The organism is Pseudoalteromonas shioyasakiensis (genome assembly GCF_001550135.1).
Taxonomy (GTDB): Bacteria; Pseudomonadota; Gammaproteobacteria; order Enterobacterales; family Alteromonadaceae; genus Pseudoalteromonas; species Pseudoalteromonas shioyasakiensis.
This window is the reverse complement of record NZ_LRUE01000014.1, coordinates 93664-112274: the sequence shown is the minus strand read 5'-3', so window position 1 is coordinate 112274 and position 18611 is coordinate 93664. Positions and strand designations below refer to the sequence as shown.

16 protein-coding genes are annotated in these 18611 nt (G+C 40.1%); 2 read left to right on the top strand and 14 right to left on the bottom strand.

Features of this window, described 5'->3' with window-relative positions; all coding sequences use genetic code 11:
* Window positions 1-51: 51 nt before the first annotated feature.
* Window positions 52-651, top strand: a complete 600-nt coding sequence (locus PASHI_RS07780; protein ID WP_062565174.1) for a hypothetical protein — start codon at window positions 52-54, stop codon at window positions 649-651.
* 538 nt (window positions 652-1189) lie between these two features.
* Here the strand turns inward: PASHI_RS07780 and PASHI_RS07775 are convergent.
* The 12 genes from PASHI_RS07775 to lrp all read right to left on the bottom strand — a co-directional run bounded on the left by PASHI_RS07775 (window position 1190) and on the right by lrp (window position 15719).
* The gene (locus tag PASHI_RS07775; protein ID WP_062565173.1) at window positions 1190-1942 is read right to left on the bottom strand and encodes a hypothetical protein; all 753 of its coding nucleotides are present in this window, start codon (window positions 1940-1942) and stop codon (window positions 1190-1192) included.
* Between the two features lie 76 nt (window positions 1943-2018).
* Window positions 2019-2492 (bottom strand): Mov34/MPN/PAD-1 family protein, encoded by a 474-nt coding sequence (locus PASHI_RS07770; RefSeq protein ID WP_062565172.1) that lies wholly within the window; start codon window positions 2490-2492, stop codon window positions 2019-2021.
* Window positions 2492-4303, bottom strand: a complete 1812-nt coding sequence (locus tag PASHI_RS07765) for an E2/UBC family protein (RefSeq protein ID WP_082710889.1) — start codon at window positions 4301-4303, stop codon at window positions 2492-2494. The genes PASHI_RS07770 and PASHI_RS07765 overlap by 1 nt, the downstream gene beginning before the upstream one ends.
* A complete protein-coding gene (locus PASHI_RS07760; protein WP_062565170.1) occupies window positions 4281-5447 on the bottom strand; it encodes a ComEC/Rec2 family competence protein in 1167 nt (388 codons plus the stop codon). The genes PASHI_RS07765 and PASHI_RS07760 overlap by 23 nt, the downstream gene beginning before the upstream one ends.
* A gap of 278 nt (window positions 5448-5725) precedes the next feature.
* Window positions 5726-7048 carry an ABC1 kinase family protein gene (locus PASHI_RS07755; protein ID WP_062565169.1) on the bottom strand — a complete coding sequence of 441 codons (1323 nt, stop codon included), beginning with the start codon at window positions 7046-7048 and terminating at the stop codon, window positions 5726-5728.
* Between the two features lie 179 nt (window positions 7049-7227).
* Window positions 7228-8772, bottom strand: coding sequence for an arylsulfatase (locus tag PASHI_RS07750; protein ID WP_062565168.1), 1545 nt, complete (start codon window positions 8770-8772; stop codon window positions 7228-7230).
* A gap of 173 nt (window positions 8773-8945) precedes the next feature.
* Window positions 8946-10250 carry a serine--tRNA ligase gene (gene serS / locus PASHI_RS07745; RefSeq protein WP_062565167.1) on the bottom strand — a complete coding sequence of 435 codons (1305 nt, stop codon included), beginning with the start codon at window positions 10248-10250 and terminating at the stop codon, window positions 8946-8948.
* Between the two features lie 9 nt (window positions 10251-10259).
* Window positions 10260-10646, bottom strand: a complete 387-nt coding sequence (gene crcB, locus PASHI_RS07740) for a fluoride efflux transporter CrcB (RefSeq protein ID WP_082389253.1) — start codon at window positions 10644-10646, stop codon at window positions 10260-10262.
* Window positions 10639-11976, bottom strand: a complete 1338-nt coding sequence (locus tag PASHI_RS07735; RefSeq protein WP_062565166.1) for a replication-associated recombination protein A — start codon at window positions 11974-11976, stop codon at window positions 10639-10641. The genes crcB and PASHI_RS07735 overlap by 8 nt, the downstream gene beginning before the upstream one ends.
* Window positions 11977-11979: 3 nt before the next feature.
* A complete protein-coding gene (gene lolA, locus PASHI_RS07730; protein WP_062565165.1) occupies window positions 11980-12606 on the bottom strand; it encodes an outer membrane lipoprotein periplasmic chaperone LolA in 627 nt (208 codons plus the stop codon).
* Window positions 12606-15098 carry a DNA translocase FtsK gene (locus PASHI_RS07725; RefSeq protein ID WP_062565164.1) on the bottom strand — a complete coding sequence of 831 codons (2493 nt, stop codon included), beginning with the start codon at window positions 15096-15098 and terminating at the stop codon, window positions 12606-12608. Before PASHI_RS07725 ends, lolA begins: the two co-directional genes overlap by 1 nt.
* 141 nt (window positions 15099-15239) lie before the next feature.
* Window positions 15240-15719, bottom strand: a complete 480-nt coding sequence (gene lrp, locus PASHI_RS07720) for a leucine-responsive transcriptional regulator Lrp (protein ID WP_054552971.1) — start codon at window positions 15717-15719, stop codon at window positions 15240-15242.
* Window positions 15720-15861: 142 nt separating this feature from the next.
* On the opposite strand from lrp, the gene ald reads away from it, so the two are divergent.
* The gene (gene ald / locus PASHI_RS07715; RefSeq protein WP_062565163.1) at window positions 15862-16983 is read left to right on the top strand and encodes an alanine dehydrogenase; all 1122 of its coding nucleotides are present in this window, start codon (window positions 15862-15864) and stop codon (window positions 16981-16983) included.
* 95 nt (window positions 16984-17078) lie between these two features.
* Here the strand turns inward: ald and rluB are convergent, their stop codons facing one another.
* Window positions 17079-17951: a 23S rRNA pseudouridine(2605) synthase RluB gene (gene rluB, locus PASHI_RS07710; RefSeq protein WP_055198703.1), complete on the bottom strand. Its 873-nt coding sequence runs from the start codon at window positions 17949-17951 to the stop codon at window positions 17079-17081.
* Window positions 17948-18538: an SMC-Scp complex subunit ScpB gene (scpB, locus tag PASHI_RS07705; protein ID WP_062565162.1), complete on the bottom strand. Its 591-nt coding sequence runs from the start codon at window positions 18536-18538 to the stop codon at window positions 17948-17950. The genes rluB and scpB overlap by 4 nt, the downstream gene beginning before the upstream one ends.
* Window positions 18539-18611: the final 73 nt, after the last annotated feature.

Genomic DNA, 18611 nt, shown 5'->3' with positions numbered 1-18611 from the left:
ATGTAACCTGTCATCGATAAGTGGAGCAATTAGCCTAAAAGGCTATTTTGAATGGAATCAATGAAACAAAATCTACATTGGCGTTATTATCTTTCGCTAGAATCAGATGTATATGCAATGTCACGTTACATCCATTTCACCAGTGATAACTTTAAAACATATTCCATTGAGCTAGCGAAGCTCTATCTAGCTATTTGTGCAGAGGTAGAAGTCGTTCTCAAAGAAATATGTAGTATTTGCCCCTCTAAAAAATCTAAAGAAGCAAACATAGCGATTTATCGTGATTATGTAGTTGAAAATCAAAAAGGGCTGATAACTGAAAAAGTACAATCTTTCGAATTCGAACTGCAATTTATTCCATGGGAAGATTTTAACGAAGGCAAGTCTCCTTCATGGTGGAGTGACTATAACTACTTAAAACATGAACGCAGAGAGCATTTTAATAAAGCAAATTTAGGTAACGTGTTACAAGCACTAGCAGGTCTGTATATAGCAAATTTATACTTAGGAAAGGTTCTATCAAACAGAGAACAGGATATTCATTTTATATTAGATATTGGAGAAGTTTACGCTATGTACCCTAAAGGTAAAAAGCTTTTCCAGCCAATTGGAATTCAATCTAGTGTTGAAAATCTTCATTCCACATTGTAAATGTGTAAATCAATTTTTGTAGGGTTTAATAGCAATAATAATTTAAACATCCCATAATGAGAGTCTTGTCTTTAACTCCATCAGAGTCATCTAAAATTAGTTACTACTAACTGAACTTCCAACATAGCCAAGCTCAAGCAGTCGAGTCTATGACGCATTCTTTAATTAAGCGTGATACTTTAATTTATCAAGTTAATACTTAAAACCGCAATTATTGAAAATGGTCGGAATCAATTTCAAAAGCATCTAATCCCACTTTGCTGTTTTCAACAGGTCACACGAGTTAAGTCAAAGCTATGCCCAAGAAAGGGTGGTTGAGCTGAAAAGATTAAGGCTTAAATATGAAACGGCTTTGGAGACCGTTTCACAGGAGATGGGGCATTTTAGTGCTGACATTACCGAGGTGTATTTATAAAAAATTTCCATTTTTCATTTAGAATTAAAAGAGAAAACTCTAGAAGAGAGTAAGTTGCGAGAAAAACCAGAAAAATTTAATGTTGACTTAAATCTTTATGCTCTTTCACTTTCACTCGTGTTCTTAATCTATTTTATCGCAAGCTGCAAGTAGTCTTTTACCATATGCAAATGCACGAACCCTGACCCAATTTTCATTAACAAGAAATAATGAATTGAAAAGTAACAATAATAAAAAAACGACCAATGCTGTTTGTTCGAAAGGAATCGTAAAAATTAGCTTTAAAGTAATGGCTTTATTTTCCAGGTGAGTTAAGTAAATTATCATCGATGAAACAATCAAGGAAGAGCTAGATATAACTACAGATAACCATTTAAACGCAAATGTATTACGGCTGTAACCATAAGTAATAAGCTCGCTAAATATCAAATTGTACTTTTGTTTATCCCTTGTATGTTCAAGAAGATACTTAATTGCACTTTCATATTTTCTTTCCGTAATCAAAGGGTTTGCAGCTTCTTCTTCAGGCGTAATAGCTTCATAGCCGGGAATATGTTTACTTAAAAATTTTTGATATCGTTGTTTTGTGTTTACATCGATCTCGTCATTGCTATATCTCAAAAGTATAGTTGATGGGCTGCCTCCCCACTTATTAAATAATCTTTTTTGTACTATATTTCCCTGGGTTGACATTTGATTTGCGGTATAACTCATAACTCCAAAAGACGTTAAAAAAGTAATAAGTACCCCCCCAGCTGTTCTAGCCGGCTCGTAAAATGTTATAATCGATAAAGCAATAGGTAAAACAATAAATGCAGCAGGTTTAATTCTTGCGCGCAACGAGTAAGTATCAAATAATTTAGCCAGTGTTCCCAAATTAGTATATCTCCTAAATTTCTATTTTTTATTTAATATTTCAAGATCAATAATTGCAAGCCCTAAAGGCATTAATTTAAGATGCTTTAACTTCACACCTATATACCATTCTTTCATTCGCAAAAGCTACGTAAGAATTTTTAAAGTCATTGGATTGACACAAAATCAATATAACTAGGAAAGTAAGATCATGTTTAGATTCTATAAATAATGACTTTATAGTCTTTAGATCTTGGGTTGATGGCGAAGGACATGACTCAGGGTGGGTGTGCCAATCTCCAATATAGTGGTAATTATTTTCAAAATTTTTGTCGATTATAGCTTGGGCTGAACGCTTATTAGGAATAAATTGAAAACGCCTACTTATATCTGAGTTCGATGGAGACGAAATCAAATCAATTTCTACAATATTAGAATTTACCGATGAGGAGAACAACATACCACCAGTTTCCAATTTAGAACCAGTTTGTCGATATTTTTGAAATTCCTGTATAATTTTGCAGGAAAATGATAACTCTAAGTCTAATTCTTCACTTCTAAAAACGATCATTATTGTTTAATCCAATGAGTCCCATCATAGGCAAACCTCTTTTGACATTTACCATCACCTGGGGAACCATACTCATTTATCCATGAGTCTGACCACTCTCCATTTAGTAGGTTTAATTTTTCCGTAGACTCAAACCAAACAGAATGTGTCGGTGGTAACAATTCTTTAGAGTTTAAATGTTCTAATATTGTCTCTACAAGCATAGATTGCGTATGTATCAGAGATACCACACCATAAGGTTGAAAAGACCCAGCACAAGCAGGTACCTTTCGAATAGTTGATTCTTGCCATTGAGTAGCAGGAACTATTAACTGCCCTACTCTGTTGGTGTCAACAATGTGCAAAGAGTTAAATGCATTTGAGCCTTCTGGATTGACTATAACATGTCCCGCCATTGCATGTGGCTCCACAAATGAAAATACAATCGGACCAAAGTTATGCTGTGTTTGCATGTCTATTAATGCTTGGTCTGTTAACCAATCAGCTGTGCAGCTTACAATTATTTCAGAATTTTCAAGTGCAGTAAAAGATACTCCCTGTTCATCATAAGCAGTCCATGCCTTGTAAGCATTTATTTTCGATAATGGGAAATCAGCGCGAAGTCTCTTCGCTAACTCTTCAGTTTTGCTTAGCCCCGCAGAAGAGCAGCCTAATAGGTGTCTAGAAGGGTTCTCTGTACCTAAAAGCTCACCATCAAAAAGGTTCAAATTCATAACACCAGACTGTAATAACAATCTAGCAGTTGCAGCACCAACAGAACCACATCCGATAATAGTTATAACTTCATCACTCAACCACATGGCTTCGGTGTTATGATCTCGCCCCATAATCCAGCTTTGATCATGCCTAGTTACGTTACGGCCAAAAATTTTAAAATTAGAAACTCGTGCTAAAAATGCCTCTACCGGCATTGTCTGGTTAAACCCATGCTTAGCTGTAACCTTGTGATACTGACTTTTTCGCTTGTTAATTGAGCTTTCAAACTCAATAGAAATTACACATGTATTATTTGGAGTATTAAATGACACTAGTAAGGATGGATAAGCTTGATTTACATTAATGGTGTTCAACAACTCTCTTTCAATATAACTCATTTTTTGATTTGAACTATCTGCTTTGACTAGCTGCAGTAGCTCTTGAATTGTATTCGGAAACTGCGATGGTAGCCAAGTATCGTTTAAGCATATCAATAAGCTCTTCTCGAGCGTGTAACCTGTAAAATCAATATTATTTGAGCTAATATTATTTAGAAATGAAATTAATATATTTTCATTATCCCCAAAGGTATGTTGCCCTTTGCTATAGTTTACAAAAATTCGCCTTGTTCTTTTACATTGCAGGTCACAAATACTACGCTTGAAGTTTCCTGTTTTATTATGGTAATTCCAATAACTAGTAAATTCATTATGAAAATCTTGGTCTAATGCTCCATTTAACCCATCTTTGATTAGTAATGCAGTATCTTCCAATAGCTCGACGATAAACGAGGGGTCTTTAGGGTTAACACATGTCATGTTGTCCCAAATACACAATTTACCATTGCTCTCTAAGTGAGGGAAAGACAGCTCCATTAGTTTAGGTCTTTTCAGGAAAATATCAGGTAAAACTGCCGGAAAAGAGTTTGGAAGAACCAAATCTATGATAACAGGTTCATTATCATGAATTATTTCTAGCTCTATTTCCCATCCAGAAAAATTACCACGATGACTATTCATCTCAACTGTTGATAATTTTCTAGCCCCAAAAGGGGCTAGAAGTGTATCAATTTCATCAGCTATATCAGTTAGGTTATGCATATCCGCCGCTACCATCGCGATTAACTTTACGTGGTGTGTGATTAGAGCAAGCAGACAAACTTGCTGCTGACTTTACCTTAGAGGTACTGCCATCAATGACTATAGTCAAAGGAACGTTTTCTTTTTTGCTGTTCTTATGGTCATCAACACATTTAAATGAACCTTTTACTCGATCAGCTATTTTCTCATATTCTTTTTTTGCTTTATAAGCGGGAGGATTATTATCATCATTTTTAATGTGATTACAGCTAGCAACTATAATTGCATTTTTTTCTGCTTCATCTAATGCATTTAATGCGCATTTAGATACTCTAGCTCTTGTTTGGTTTTTTTTGGCATCTTTTAAACTATCGTGACTTATTGAACGCCATGAGCAGTGATGTGGAACCTGCAAAATATTATAAGTTAAATCCTTTGTCGTTTTAGAGTCAGATTTACGTTTCCACAAAGCTTCATTGCAAACTACTTCAGCATCACCAAGAGTAAAAAATTTAGTAGAAAAACCATTAACTTTAATTTCATAGTTCATCATCACGCTAGATTCATTTGAACTAAGTTTGTCCTCATCTGTTTCTAACTCTGCAATAGGGCTTGGCCCTAATAAGATAGCAGACAAATCGTTTGTCATTTTTATCTCAGAGTCCAACTTATGTACAATATTTTGTATATCGTCAGTTTTACCTTTTTCGTCCTCACCAAGTACTTTGACTAAGTCACCACTTTTACCAATTTTTTTGTTCTTCTTGTATAAGTTTACACGGCGCTTCACTTCTTTATTAAACGCCTTTGCATCTTCACATAACGTTAAACTATTTTTCTTAGTGTTTTTTTCTGCACGCCTAAAAACAATAGGTGATGAATACACTTCATTTATAAATATTTTATCATCTTTTTCATTCCAACCTGATGGTTCACCTAGATGAAAATGTTTCTTGATTCCATTACAGTGATCTTTGTCAGGGTGAGTCCATACAAAAATATCGACGAATAAACGATTTTTACTATCTCTAGTCAGACACTCGCGGAGTTGCGTTACAACATCAGGGTACTCTTTGCCAGACCTTATATTACAGTCAATTAGAATATTTTTACCTGACGAAGTAGTAATAAGGGACATGTCGCCGTTACCGACTGGGAAAAACTTAATTGTAGCTGCCATATATACATCCTTGAACTTTAACGTTTTTGTGAAGCTATACTTTAAATGGAAAACAATACTTGTTTTTTGTTAAATGACTATCCTAAACATTCATAGTGCATTAAGGTATATGGGTATGAAAGTTATTTTTTCAACCTATTCAATGAGTGAGGTCTTGCATTTAAGTATAAGAAAAAGTCAAACTTCTCAAATAGACCACATATTTATTTAAAAAGAGATAGGCTAAGAGTAGAAGTATCTCTGATTGACACCATTTATCTCCACTTCACCCGACTCTATTATTTATCCCTCTTTACTTCAAACTCCTTAAAAATACTGTTCACATTCACTTTTGCGCCTAGCTTTGCAGCGATTAAAAAGAGGCCTGCTAGTTTTCTGTGAACGAACAAGGCATCTACGGGTGGTGCGTGCCAATGCTCTGAGGCGGTACTCATTTTTAGGCCGAGTTCTTTAATGCGTTTTGGTAAGTCGCTATTCGCAAAATCATATTCACCTTGGTGGCGCAGTGGTTCGCAAGCGAGAAGAAATATATCAACGACATTATCTATATATTCTTGAGCGAGCCCTTGTTGAAAATAGCCAATTTGCTGTGCTGCTGTTGCCACACCTGCTCTGTCGTTATTAATCGCGGCAGATAATAACTGTAAATAACCATCACTAATATGCTGAGGTAGTTCGCGGGTGGCGCCAAAATCAAAAAGTACTAAGCGTTGATTGTCGATTTGATATTGATAATTGGCAAAGTTTGGATCTGTTTGAACTAGTTTAAAGCTAAATAATTCGCGTAAAAATAAGCTGAGTAACTGTTCAACCGCTTTATTACGTAGCGCTTGCTCAGTGCTTGCCAACTCATCTAGCTCTTGTCCTTCAACAAAACTCATTACTAAAACTTGAGAAGAACTAAGCGAATCTACCACATTAGGAATAAGGTAATTGTCGTCACCTTTTAAACGCTCGCTGTAGCGTTTTAAATAATTAGCTTCTAACTCGTAGTCTGCTTCGTTTATAAGTTGTTGTTTTGCTTCATCGATAAGAGGCTGTATTTCTACCTCTTTGGGTAATAAGCCACTGAGCTTAAGAAGGTAAGCTAAGTTATCAACATCACTAGCAATGCCTTTTGCAATACCTGGGTATTGCACTTTAACTGCTAACTTTTCGCCCGATTCTCGATAAGCAATATGCACTTGCCCTATTGATGCCGCAGCAAATGGTCTGAGTTCAAAATGCGATAATTGCTCTAACCACGCATCACCCCAATGCTCACGCATTACTTTAACTAGCTGCTTTTGCGGCATAGGTGTCGCTTCTGAACGCAGCCTTGCTAAAATTGCAGATAGCTCAGGAGTAAGTAATTCGCCACTATCCATGGATAACAGCTGGCCCAATTTCATTGCGGCACCACGCAGGTTTGCAAGCTGTTCGGCAAAGCGCTGAATATTTTTGGGCTGTAACAGTAACTCTTGTCGTGATGTTTGCTTGCCCGTCGCCCATGCTTTTGTGCCTTCAAACAGCATATTACCCGCGACTTTACCAGCTAATGAGCCAAGCCGAGCAGCGCGTGAAAACCGTGATGTTGGAACAGACTTTTGTTTATTACTCATATTGCTTCACACTATTAACTTAATGCTTTGAATACGTTGATTGTTCAGCTTTAGATCCACTTTGAGCTTACTATACCCAGCCTTTTCGTCCCAAAAGCAAAAAGCCGCACGGTTAGCTTATTTGCTTCCCAATGCGGCTATTTATTTAAAAACAACTCAATAAATCGTTTTAGTGAGTGTTACTGCTTACCAGACATCAACTGTTCCATTAACTGACTAAAGTCGAAACTGGTCGCTTTTTGCAGTGGTGGATATTCAGATAGTGTCTTAATGTGCTCACCGAGTAAGTGTTGTACAGGCTCATTTAACCATTGCTTAGCTTGCACTATGTCTGAGCGATCTGTTAAGCCATCAAAGCTTTCAAACGGGTCCATACGTAAGTTATAGATAATCGGAAACTTTTGCTTTTCGTACTGAGCGTAATAGTTTTCGCTTGTTTCGAAATGAAGCTTCCACTGTTTGTAACGTACGGCTTTAATGCTTGATTCGTAATAATACAGAAAACTATCACGCGCACTTTCGTCTGTTTTACCTAACCAGTAATCTAAGTTGTTTACGCCATCAATCGGTTGCTTGTGTTCTTTAAGCGCTTTTTTCACGATATTTGGTTCACCCGCTGCTGCTGCAAGGGTTGTATAAATATCCATGTGTGACTGAATGCCATTTAATACGGTATTTGCTGGAACTTTACCTGGCCAACGAACAATCATAGGAACACGTACACCGCCTTCGTATGTTGTCATTTTTTCACCGCGGAACGGTGTTGTACCGCCATGTAATCGAGCGCTGTGCTCTGGGCCATTATCAGTAGAATAAATCACAATGGTGTTATCTAGGGCACCCATACCTTCCAGAGTAGCCATTAACTCACCCACTTGTTGGTCATGCTCAATCAAGCCACTGCCGTATAAATCATGCTCTGTAGTGTAGTCTGCTGCCAAATAACGGCTTTCATCACTTAAACGCGTGTACATGTGCATGCGGCTTGGGTTAAACCATACAAAGAAAGGTTTATCAGCTTTTTGCGCTCGTTTAATAAAGTCTATGCTTGCGTCCATAAACTCTTTATCAACGGTTTTCATTCGCTCACGAGAAAGCTGGCCAGTATCTTTAATTTTTTGCTTACCTACTTTACCAAAACGAGGATCAACAGTTTTGTCATCTACATTTGTGGCGTAAGTATGTAAAACACCTCGCGTACCATACTTTTTGAAAAATTCAGGATCTTTCGGGTAATCACGTTGCTCAAACTCTTCTTGAGTATTTAAGTGATATAAATTTCCGAAAAATTCATCAAAGCCATGAACTGTAGGTAGGTGCTCGTTGCGATCACCTAAGTGGTTTTTACCAAATTGTCCTGTTGCATAACCCTGCTCTTTTAAAACCTCAGCAAGGGTATAAGAGCCCGCTTTTAAACCAAGCTCTGCGCCAGGTCGTCCCACGGTAGTCATGCCACTACGAATTGGATATTGGCCTGTGATCAATGCAGCGCGCCCAGCTGTGCAAGATGGTTGCGCATAATGATCGGTAAACATGGTACCTTCATGGGCGAGTTTATCGATGTTTGGCGTTTTGTAACCCATGGTACCAAGCCCATAAGCACTTACGTTTTGCCAACCAACATCGTCGGGGAATATGATCAGAATATTAGGTTTGTCTTTAGCAAAAGCGACAGAGCTTGCTAAATATAAAGCAGCGGATGCTACGGCGAGTAGTTTTTTCATAACAGCAGTCCTTCGTGTATTGTAAAAAATACTATGTCGTTTAGTGATAAAACGAAAAGTACTTTTTTTAGTCTACTAAAACTGCTGTGTACCGCAATTAATTATTAACTTTAAACACAAAAAAACCGCATTTGTTTTCACAAATACGGTTTTTAACGTTATGAGCTTAAATGTTATTTAATAACTTCTAAGCCACCCATGTAAGGGCGTAATACTTCTGGTACAACAATTGAGCCATCAGCTTGTTGGTAGTTCTCTAAGATTGCTACCAGTGTACGACCAACCGCTAAACCTGAACCATTTAGTGTATGAAGTAGCTCTGGCTTTTTCTCGCCTTGACGACGGAAACGCGCTTGCATACGACGCGCTTGGAAATCAACCATGTTTGAACATGATGAGATTTCACGATAGGTGTTTTGTGCAGGTAACCATACTTCTAAATCGTAAGTTTTTGCTGCGCCAAAGCCCATATCACCCGTACATAAAATCACTTTACGGTATGGAAGTTCTAATGCTTGTAAGATTTGCTCAGCATGGCCTGTTAGCTCTTCTAGCGCTTGCATTGAATCTTCTGGTTTTACTAGTTGTACTAATTCAACTTTGTCGAATTGGTGCTGACGAATAAGACCACGTGTATCACGGCCATAGCTACCGGCTTCACTACGGAAACAAGGTGTATGTGCGGTTAAACGAATTGGTAAGTCGCTTTCGTCGTAAATTTCGTCACGAGCACTGTTCGTAAGTGGTACTTCAGCAGTAGGAATTAAGCTAAAACCTGGTTGTTGCTGACCGTCGTCATCTACTAAACCTAATGTGTGGAATAAGTCACCAGCAAACTTAGGTAATTGGCTTGTGCCGTATAAACTTGCACTATTAACTAGGTAAGGCACATACATTTCTATATAGCCGTTTTTCTCTGTGTGCGTATCAAGCATGAACTGCGTAAGAGCACGGTGCATACGTGCAACTTGACCACGCATAACAGTAAAACGTGCGCCACTGATTTTAACGCCCATTTCAAAGTCTAGGCCGTTTACGTCTTGACCAACATCAACGTGATCTTTTACTTCAAAGTCGTATGACTTAGGCGTACCCCAGGTTGAGATTTCAACGTTTTGATCTTCGTCTTCACCTACTGGAACAGACTCATCAGGTAGGTTTGGAATAGCAAGTGCAATTTGCTTAAGCTCTTCAAGTACTGCGTCTTGCTCTGCTTTAACGCTGTCTAGTTGATCGCCAAGATTACTTACTGAATCAAGCAGCTGTTGTGCTTTTCCGTGCTCGCCTTTCGCTTTTGCTTGGCCGATAGCTTTGGAACTTGCATTACGCTCGCTTTGAAGTTCTTGCGTTTTTACTTGTAATGTTTTGCGTTTTTCTTCAAGTGCAGTTACCGCTGCAGTATCAAGTTCGTAACCGCGTGACGCTAAACGTGCAGCCGCTTGTTCGATATCTTGACGTAAATATTTAGAATCTAACATGTTCGATTTTTAACCTTTTTGCATTACCAGCTGAAGGCCCAGCCAAGCCATAAATATACACACCACCACGTTTAAGGTGATATTGAGGGCCATTTTAAAAAAGTGACCTTGTTGCAAGAGCAACAACGAATCCATTGAGAATGTTGAAAAGGTGGTCAATGCACCTAAAAAGCCAATACCAATTAAGGTTTTAGCGGGGCTAACAGCGATTATTTCTTTTTCAATCAAGCCGTATAAAATGCCCATTAACAATGAACCAAGAATATTAACTGTCAACGTGCCAAAAGGGAATCCCCTACCGAGCAGTTTTAGCATGGTTTCGCTAAGAAAATAGCGTAAACATGCCCCTGAAGCGCCACCCATTGCAATCATCATGTAAAGTTTCAAACTATTCATAACGTTTAATATCACTTTGCTCGTTGCGCTGAGTTAAATAGTCCAGCTTTTGTTTTATTTTTTGTTCAAGCCCGCGGTCGGTTGGGAAGTAATACTGGCGATCATTAATTGCCTCAGGGAAATACTTCTCACCTGCTGCAAACGCACCTTCCTCATTATGTGCATACCGATATTCAGCGCCATAACCTAAGTCTTTCATTAAGCTAGTTGGCGCATTGCGTAAATGCTCTGGCACCGGATGGCTCGGCTCATTTTTAGCATCTTGCATAGCTTGATTAAACGCCATATAAACAGCGTTACTTTTCGGGGCACTGGCTAAATAAATGGTGGCTTGTGCAATAGCGCGCTCTCCTTCACTAGGACCTACACGTTGAAAAATATTCCACGCATTGAGTGCGACTTCCATTGCTCGCGGGTCGGCATTGCCAATATCTTCTGTAGCAATCGCTAATAAGCGCCTTGCCACATAAAGTGGGTCGCCGCCACCTGCTAAAATACGGCAGTACCAATACAAAGCACCATCAGGTGAACTACCTCGCACTGACTTATGAAACGCTGAAATCAAGTCGTAAAACTCATCACCGCCTTTGTCGTACTTGGCTAAGTGTGTTGGCAGCACTTGGCTTAAAACATGTTGGTCAACAAGGTATTTACCCTGCTGCTCCGAGGTTAAATCAACAGCTTGTTCTAACAGGTTAAGTACTTTTCGTGCATCGCCATCACTTGCTTGGCAAAGCGCTTGCTTAGCGTTTTCGGCAATGTCTATGTGTTTTTGGCTAAGCTCTACGTCTTCACGTAAGGCGCGTTCAATTACGTTAAATAAATCGGCTTGCTCAAGTGCTTTTAAAACATACACACGGGCACGAGACAATATCGCGTTATTAAGTGCAAATGATGGGTTTTCGGTGGTCGCGCCAACAAAAATAAAAGTACCATCTTCAATATGTGGTAAAAATGCATCTTGCTGAGATTTATTAAAGCGATGCACTTCGTCAACAAACAATAAGGTGCGCTGCCCTCGACCAGCAAGATTTGCTTTTGCTTCGCTTACGGCCTCACGAATATCTTTTACACCTGCTGTGACTGCCGACATTTGAATAAGGCTGGCATCGGCATGGTTTGCAATAATCTGCGCTAAGGTGGTTTTACCAACGCCTGGCGGCCCCCACAAAATGAGGCTGTGGCATCGACCAGCAAGAATGGCTTGGTAAAGAGGTTTATCGGGGCTTAAAAGGTGCTGCTGACCTATGTAGTCATTAAGTGTTTCGGGTCGCATGCGCGCCGCAAGTGGGCGCACATCAGGACCAAAATTAAATCCGAGATTACTCAAGCCTTAATCACCTTGGCTTTGGTCGTCAACTTCAACGCCTTCTGGAATGGTAAATTCAAAGGTTTGAGTTGCAAGTGCTTCGTTTACTTTAGCATCTTTAAAGGTAAATAAAGACTGCTGACCAGAGGTATCTAATACTGTCAGTGATGCTAGGCCTTGCTCTTTAGCATTAAAGCTAATATCTAACTTTTCAACTTGGCTCTCAACGCCTTTGTTTGGCGTGACACTAAAGCCTGCATCAGTTGCCACAACTTGGTATTTAGCCCACTGCTCTGGATCTTTTGACGTCAACAATACAAACGGTGTTGAATCAATCAGGCTGTGGGTATTCATAATCGTTACTTGCTCAGCAAAGCTGTCGAAATAATACGTTTTGTCGCCATTTGATACAAACAAGGTATCGTCTGGGCTTTGTTGCTGCCAGCGGATCATCATAGGTTGCTGAAGGGCAATATTCCCCTCACCTTGCATGATAGCTTCGCCTTGCGAATCGGTAACCTGCTGTGAAAACTCTGCTTTAAAACTTTTAATCGCAGCCAGTTGTTGTTGCAACGCTTCGCTGTCGTCTGCAAAACTTTGACCGCTTAATAAACAACCCATAATTAGGGCTAGGTATTTAATTTTTTTCATTAATTTGCTCCACCATTTGGCACTAAGACTTCGCGGGCACCGTTATGTCCTGGTGCGCTAACAATGCCTGATGTTTCCATTTGTTCAACTAAGCGTGCTGCGCGGTTATAACCTACACGGAGCTTACGCTGTACACTCGATACCGACACTTTGCCGGTTTCAATTACAAATGATACTGCTTCATCGTAAAGCGGATCTGACTCTTCATCACCGTCTTCACTGGTTTCTCCTGGTAGTAAAATTTCTTCTGTGGCATCGCCACTTAAAATTTCATCAATATAATTTGGTTTGCCACGTTTTTTCCAATCGTCTACAACCGCATGTACTTCGTGGTCGTCAACAAACGCACCATGCACACGCACTGGTACACTAGTACCCGGCGGTAAATAAAGCATGTCACCCATACCAAGTAAGTTTTCAGCACCTTGCTGATCTAAAATGGTACGCGAGTCAATTTTACTTGAAACTTGGAACGCCATACGGGTTGGAATATTCGCTTTAATCAAACCTGTAATTACGTCAACCGATGGGCGTTGTGTTGCTAGCACTAAGTGAATACCTGCAGCACGTGCTTTTTGCGCGATACGTGCAATCAGCTCTTCCACTTTTTTACCCACGATCATCATCATGTCGGCAAATTCGTCGATGACCACCACAATACTTGGCAGTTTATCTAGCTCTTCAGGGCCATCGGCCATGCCGTCGGTGTCTTTAAACAGTGGATCTAGAATCGGTTGACCCGCTTCTTTGGCATCCAACACTTTTTGGTTGTAACCTTTTAAGTTACGCACCCCTAGTGCCGACATTAGCTTATAACGACGTTCCATTTCGCCTACACACCAACGCAATGCATTGGCTGCTTCTTTCATGTCGGTAACAACTTCACATAATAAATGTGGGATGCCTTCGTACACAGAAAGTTCAAGCATTTTCGGGTCGATCATGATCATACGAACATCATCAGGGCCCGATTTGTACAGTAAGCTTAATATCATTACATTAACGCCCACTGACTTACCTGAACCTGTGGTACCCGCAACAAGTAAATGTGGCATTTTGCCAAGGTCAGCACACACTGGCTCGCCAGCAATGTCTTTACCTAACACCATAGTCAGTGGTGATGGGTTTGATTCGAACTTAGGCGCGTTAATAACTTCACTTAAACGCACTATTTCACGGTGTTTGTTTGGCAGCTCTAAACCCACATAGGTTTTACCCGGAATAACTTCTACTACACGCACGCTTACAGCAGACAGTGAACGTGCTAAATCTTTCGCTAGGCCAGTGATTTTAGCTACTTTAATACCCGGCGCTAAATCAAGCTCAAAACGCGTTACAACCGGACCTGGGTAAACACCCACAACCGCAGCTTGAATGTTAAAATCAAGTAATTTGGTTTCAACTAGACGCGAGATTCCATCAAGCTCTTCTTGAGATAATGGGTTTTTCGCTTTATCTGGGCGGTCTAATAAATCAAGTGATGGTAGCGGGTTTGTAGGCGGCTGCTCTTCAAGCAGTGCTTCAAACTTTTCTTTTGCCGTTGGCGGTGGCTCAAATGCAGGTTTTGGTTTAGGCATAGGGCGCGCAGGCGAAACAACCGTTGTGACAGGTTTTTCAGGCTCAACAACTGGGCTCTGATCAAGCGCATTCAGTGCCGATACGGTATCGAATGATTCATCATCAAGGGCACTAAAACCAATTTCTTGGTCAAGAATATCGTCTAGTTCATCAAAGCCTTTAAAGTCATCATCGGCTTTTTCAGCAGGCTTTTGCTTAGCCTTAGTAGGCTTTGGTTCTTCTTCATCTGCATCATTAAAGCTAATAGCTGGCTCGTTTTCTGGCTCTACAAAGTTAGCGTCTGGCTCTGTAGTGGCGATATCTTTAACAGCTTCTTTTTCACGATGTAACCAAGCAGAAAATTGCTCACGTAAAAAGTAGAATGCTTTCATTACCCACTTGCCGACAAAATCGACAAATTGCACCCACGAAATACCGGTTAATAGGGTTAAACCAGCAAAGAAAAAACAAAGTAGTAAAATTGAGGTGCCGGTAAAATTAAAGGTTGGCATCATTGCTGTAGCAATAACATCCCCCACTACCCCACCAGATGAGAAATTATAAATATCATCAAAATTAATGCTGCTGATTGCCGTCGCTGAAGTAATAAACAGCGCAAAACCAATAACACGTAAGGCAAGCGTGGTGTAATCTAGCTGGAAAATACGGTGTGGCTGTTTAAACAATAAATAACCGAACAATTGAATGGCAACAGGCACTAAATAAGCAAGCCAGCCAAAAGTGAGTAATAGGATATCTGCAACCCAAGATCCCGCTGTGCCGGTAATATTCTTAACATTAACAAATTCACCGGTTTGCGACCATGAAGGGTCCGCAGGATCAAAACTGATTAATGCACATAAAATAAATACTGCAGCAAAGGTGCTGATGATTAGCCCCGTTTCTAACAGTCTTTGAACACCATTTAGGCGCATAGCTCCCTATTCCTTATTATTCTTTACTGATCGATTAGCAGTGAAATACCTTAGCAGGAAATGCCGTTTGATGCACTTTATCTTAGCCTTGATGGACTGATAATGAACAAGTTTTTGTTACTCAATATGTATTTTAACAGTTTAGGCAATATATGGGCGAATAATGACCCCTTCTTCACCTTTTACTTCTTCCATTACCACATAAGTTCGGCTTTCACTGACATTTGGTAGTTTTAGTAGAATATCACCCAGTACATTTCGATATTCCGACATATCATTTACACGTGTTTTTAATAAAAAGTCGAAATTACCCGATACTAGATGGCACTCAATTATTTCGTCGTGCTTTTTAACTGCAGCGTTAAACTCTTCGAAAACATCTGGTGAGGTTTTAGTGATGGTTACTTCTACATAAACCGACAAACCTTGGCCAAGTTTAGCAGGATCCACTACTGCTTTATATCCGAGTATATAACCCTCTCTTTCGAGCTTTTTTACCCGCTCCAAACAGGGGGTGGCACTTAGCCCTACACGCCTTGCCAGCTCTACGTTAGAGATCCGACCATCGAGCTGTAATTCCATTAAAATTTTACGGTCTATTCTGTCGAGTAATTGATGCATAAGCCAAACCAGAGTTTTGCACTGTTTAAAATTTATTTTCAGATTATATCACTAGAATACCACTTAAAAAAGGTGAGACACACTGGCTGGTCATGAATATAATAGTCAAAAATTTTATCCCGTTCTATTAAGGCGAAAAACTATGATTATTGGTGTACCTAAAGAAATCAAAAACCATGAATACCGTGTAGGTATGGTTCCTGCGAGTGTTCGTGAACTAGTAAACCATGGCCACCAAGTGTTTGTTGAAACTGATGCTGGTATGGGCATTGGCTTCACTAACGAAGATTATGTTGCAGCTGGTGCTGAAATTTTACCAACAGCAGCAGACGTTTTTGCTAAAGCTGAAATGATCGTTAAAGTAAAAGAGCCACAAGCTGTTGAGCGTGCAATGTTACGCGAAGACCAAATTCTATTTACTTACCTTCACTTAGCACCGGATCTTCCACAAACTGAAGACCTAGTTAAAAGTGGTGCAATCTGTATCGCTTACGAAACAGTAACTGATTCACGTGGCGGTTTACCTCTTCTTGCTCCTATGAGTGAAGTTGCAGGTCGTATGTCTATCCAAGCTGGTGCACAAGCGCTTGAAAAATCAAACCACGGCCGTGGTATGTTACTTGGTGGTGTACCAGGTGTTGAGCCAGCTAAAGTTGTTGTTATCGGCGGCGGCATGGTTGGTCGTAGCGCAGCGCAAATGGCTGTTGGCCTAGGTGCTGATGTTGTTGTTCTTGACCGTAACATCGACGTACTACGTGCATTAGACGCACAGTTTGGTAATAAAGTTAAAGCTATCTACTCTACTGCTGACGCACTAGAAAAACACGTACTAGAAGCTGACCTTGTGATCGGTGGCGTACTAATCCCAGGTGCAGCAGCGCCTAAACTAGTAACAGCTGAGCACATCAAAGCAATGAAGCCTGGTTCTGCAATCGTTGACGTTGCAATCGACCAAGGTGGTTGTATCGCAACTTCTAAAGCGACAACTCACGCTGATCCTACTTACATCGTTGATGACGTTGTTCACTACTGTGTTGCTAACATGCCAGGTGCTGTACCACGTACTTCTACGTTCGCACTTAACAACGCGACATTACCGTTCATCATCAACCTTGCTAACAAAGGCTACAAGAAAGCGCTTCTTGACGATGCAAACTTCTTAAAAGGCTTAAACGTGATCAAAGGTAAAGTTACTTATAAAGAAGTAGCTGAAGCTTTCAACATGGAATATGTTGACCCACGTACAGCAGTTGAAAATGCTTAATTAGCATTATGAAACAAAAAAAGCAGCGATATCGCTGCTTTTTTTATGCCTGTTTGCAAATAAATTAGTTTATCTGCAAACAATTATATTTCTGATTAACGACGCTTAGTTTGTTTAGCGCGTTGATTGTGCTTTTTAACCGCCTTACGGATTTGGTTAATTTTGGCACGTTTGTCTTTACGCTTTTCAGGAATAACCGACAGCTTAGTTTGCGTTTCGCGGCCTAGTTGTACTGTTTTACGTAAATAGTTAACCGTGTCTAAATCAAGCTCAGCCCAACCACCTTGTGGCAAGCGCTTATCAAGCTCTAACTTACCGTAACGAATACGGATAAGACGCGATACTTCAACATCTTGTGATTGCCATAAACGACGTACTTCGCGGTTACGACCTTCTGTTAAAGTGACATTGAACCAACGGTTGATACCTTCACCGCCCATAGGTTTGATGTTTAAGAATTTTGCAGGACCATCTTCAAGCTCAACGCCTTTTGTTAAAGTGCGTAGCGTTTCGTTAGTCACTTCACCAAACACACGAGCTGAGTACTCACGCTCTACTTCGTAGCTTGGGTGCATTAAACGGTTAGCAAGTTCACCATCGTTAGTAAACAGCATTAAACCAGCGGTATTTATATCTAGTCGGCCAACTGCAATCCAACGTTCGCCATCAACACGTGGTAAACGATCAAATACCGTACGACGACCTTCAGGGTCTTTACGTGTACATAACTCGCCTTCAGGTTTGTTATACATAAGTACACGACAAATACGGTCGGCTTTGTCTTCAATTTTTACTACGTGACCGTCAACTCGAATTACATCGGTTGCTTCAACACGGTCGCCTAAACGTGCCACTTTACCATTCACGCTCACACGGTTGGCATCGATGTATTTTTCCATCTCACGACGTGAACCCACGCCAGCACGGGCTAATACTTTTTGTAACTTTTCAGTTTCTACATTACTCATTCAGATAGTTCTCTCACAGAAGGATCGCTCAATAGCTGGTTGATTTTACTCTCCTGAAGTTCAGGTAACGGCGGTAATTCATCTAAACCAGCTAATGAAAAATAATCTAAGAAAGCGGATGTTGTGGCATACAACGCTGGGCGCCCAGGCACCTCTTTGTGGCCAACAACTCTGACCCACTCTCTTTCTAATAAGGTTTTAATAATTCCTGAGCCAACAGCAACCCCCCGTACTTGTTCAATTTCACCACGGGTAATAGGTTGTCTATAGGCAATCAAGGATAAAGTTTCTAGTAGTGCTCGTGAGTATTTAGGTGCGCGCTCTTGCCATAAGTTTGCCAGCCAAGGCGCTAAACTAGCGCAGGCTTGAAACCTGTAACCGCTGCCTACTGCAACAAGCTTAATGCCTCGGGTTTGATAATGCGTTTGAATTTGTTCAATTGCATTATTAATGCGCGGCATAGATACGCTTAAATCAGCTAATACTGTCTCTTTTAAATGACGTTTAGATACAGGTTTTCCAGCAACAAAAATCGCGGCTTCTATGATTTCGATTAACTGTTCATCACTGATACGTTTTGTGGCCATCGCTACTAAAGGTCATTTTAAATCACTAACGCTCTATTATGACAGAAGTCGGCCAAGGTTGGAAAAATTATTG

What these genes read in the sequence shown, in the direction of transcription:
- PASHI_RS07780 (WP_062565174.1), top strand. Translation starts at nt 52, where the DNA reads ATGGAATCAATGAAACAAAATCTACATTGGCGTTATTATCTTTCGCTA.
- PASHI_RS07770 (WP_062565172.1), bottom strand. Translation starts at nt 2,492, where the DNA reads ATGATCGTTTTTAGAAGTGAAGAATTAGACTTAGAGTTATCATTTTCC.
- PASHI_RS07765 (WP_082710889.1), bottom strand. Translation starts at nt 4,303, where the DNA reads ATGGTAGCGGCGGATATGCATAACCTAACTGATATAGCTGATGAAATT.
- PASHI_RS07760 (WP_062565170.1), bottom strand. Translation starts at nt 5,447, where the DNA reads ATGGCAGCTACAATTAAGTTTTTCCCAGTCGGTAACGGCGACATGTCC.
- PASHI_RS07755 (WP_062565169.1), bottom strand. Translation starts at nt 7,048, where the DNA reads ATGAGTAATAAACAAAAGTCTGTTCCAACATCACGGTTTTCACGCGCT.
- PASHI_RS07750 (WP_062565168.1), bottom strand. Translation starts at nt 8,772, where the DNA reads ATGAAAAAACTACTCGCCGTAGCATCCGCTGCTTTATATTTAGCAAGC.
- serS (WP_062565167.1), bottom strand. Translation starts at nt 10,250, where the DNA reads ATGTTAGATTCTAAATATTTACGTCAAGATATCGAACAAGCGGCTGCA.
- crcB (WP_082389253.1), bottom strand. Translation starts at nt 10,646, where the DNA reads ATGAATAGTTTGAAACTTTACATGATGATTGCAATGGGTGGCGCTTCA.
- lolA (WP_062565165.1), bottom strand. Translation starts at nt 12,606, where the DNA reads ATGAAAAAAATTAAATACCTAGCCCTAATTATGGGTTGTTTATTAAGC.
- PASHI_RS07725 (WP_062565164.1), bottom strand. Translation starts at nt 15,098, where the DNA reads ATGCGCCTAAATGGTGTTCAAAGACTGTTAGAAACGGGGCTAATCATC.
- lrp (WP_054552971.1), bottom strand. Translation starts at nt 15,719, where the DNA reads ATGCATCAATTACTCGACAGAATAGACCGTAAAATTTTAATGGAATTA.
- ald (WP_062565163.1), top strand. Translation starts at nt 15,862, where the DNA reads ATGATTATTGGTGTACCTAAAGAAATCAAAAACCATGAATACCGTGTA.
- rluB (WP_055198703.1), bottom strand. Translation starts at nt 17,951, where the DNA reads ATGAGTAATGTAGAAACTGAAAAGTTACAAAAAGTATTAGCCCGTGCT.
- scpB (WP_062565162.1), bottom strand. Translation starts at nt 18,538, where the DNA reads ATGGCCACAAAACGTATCAGTGATGAACAGTTAATCGAAATCATAGAA.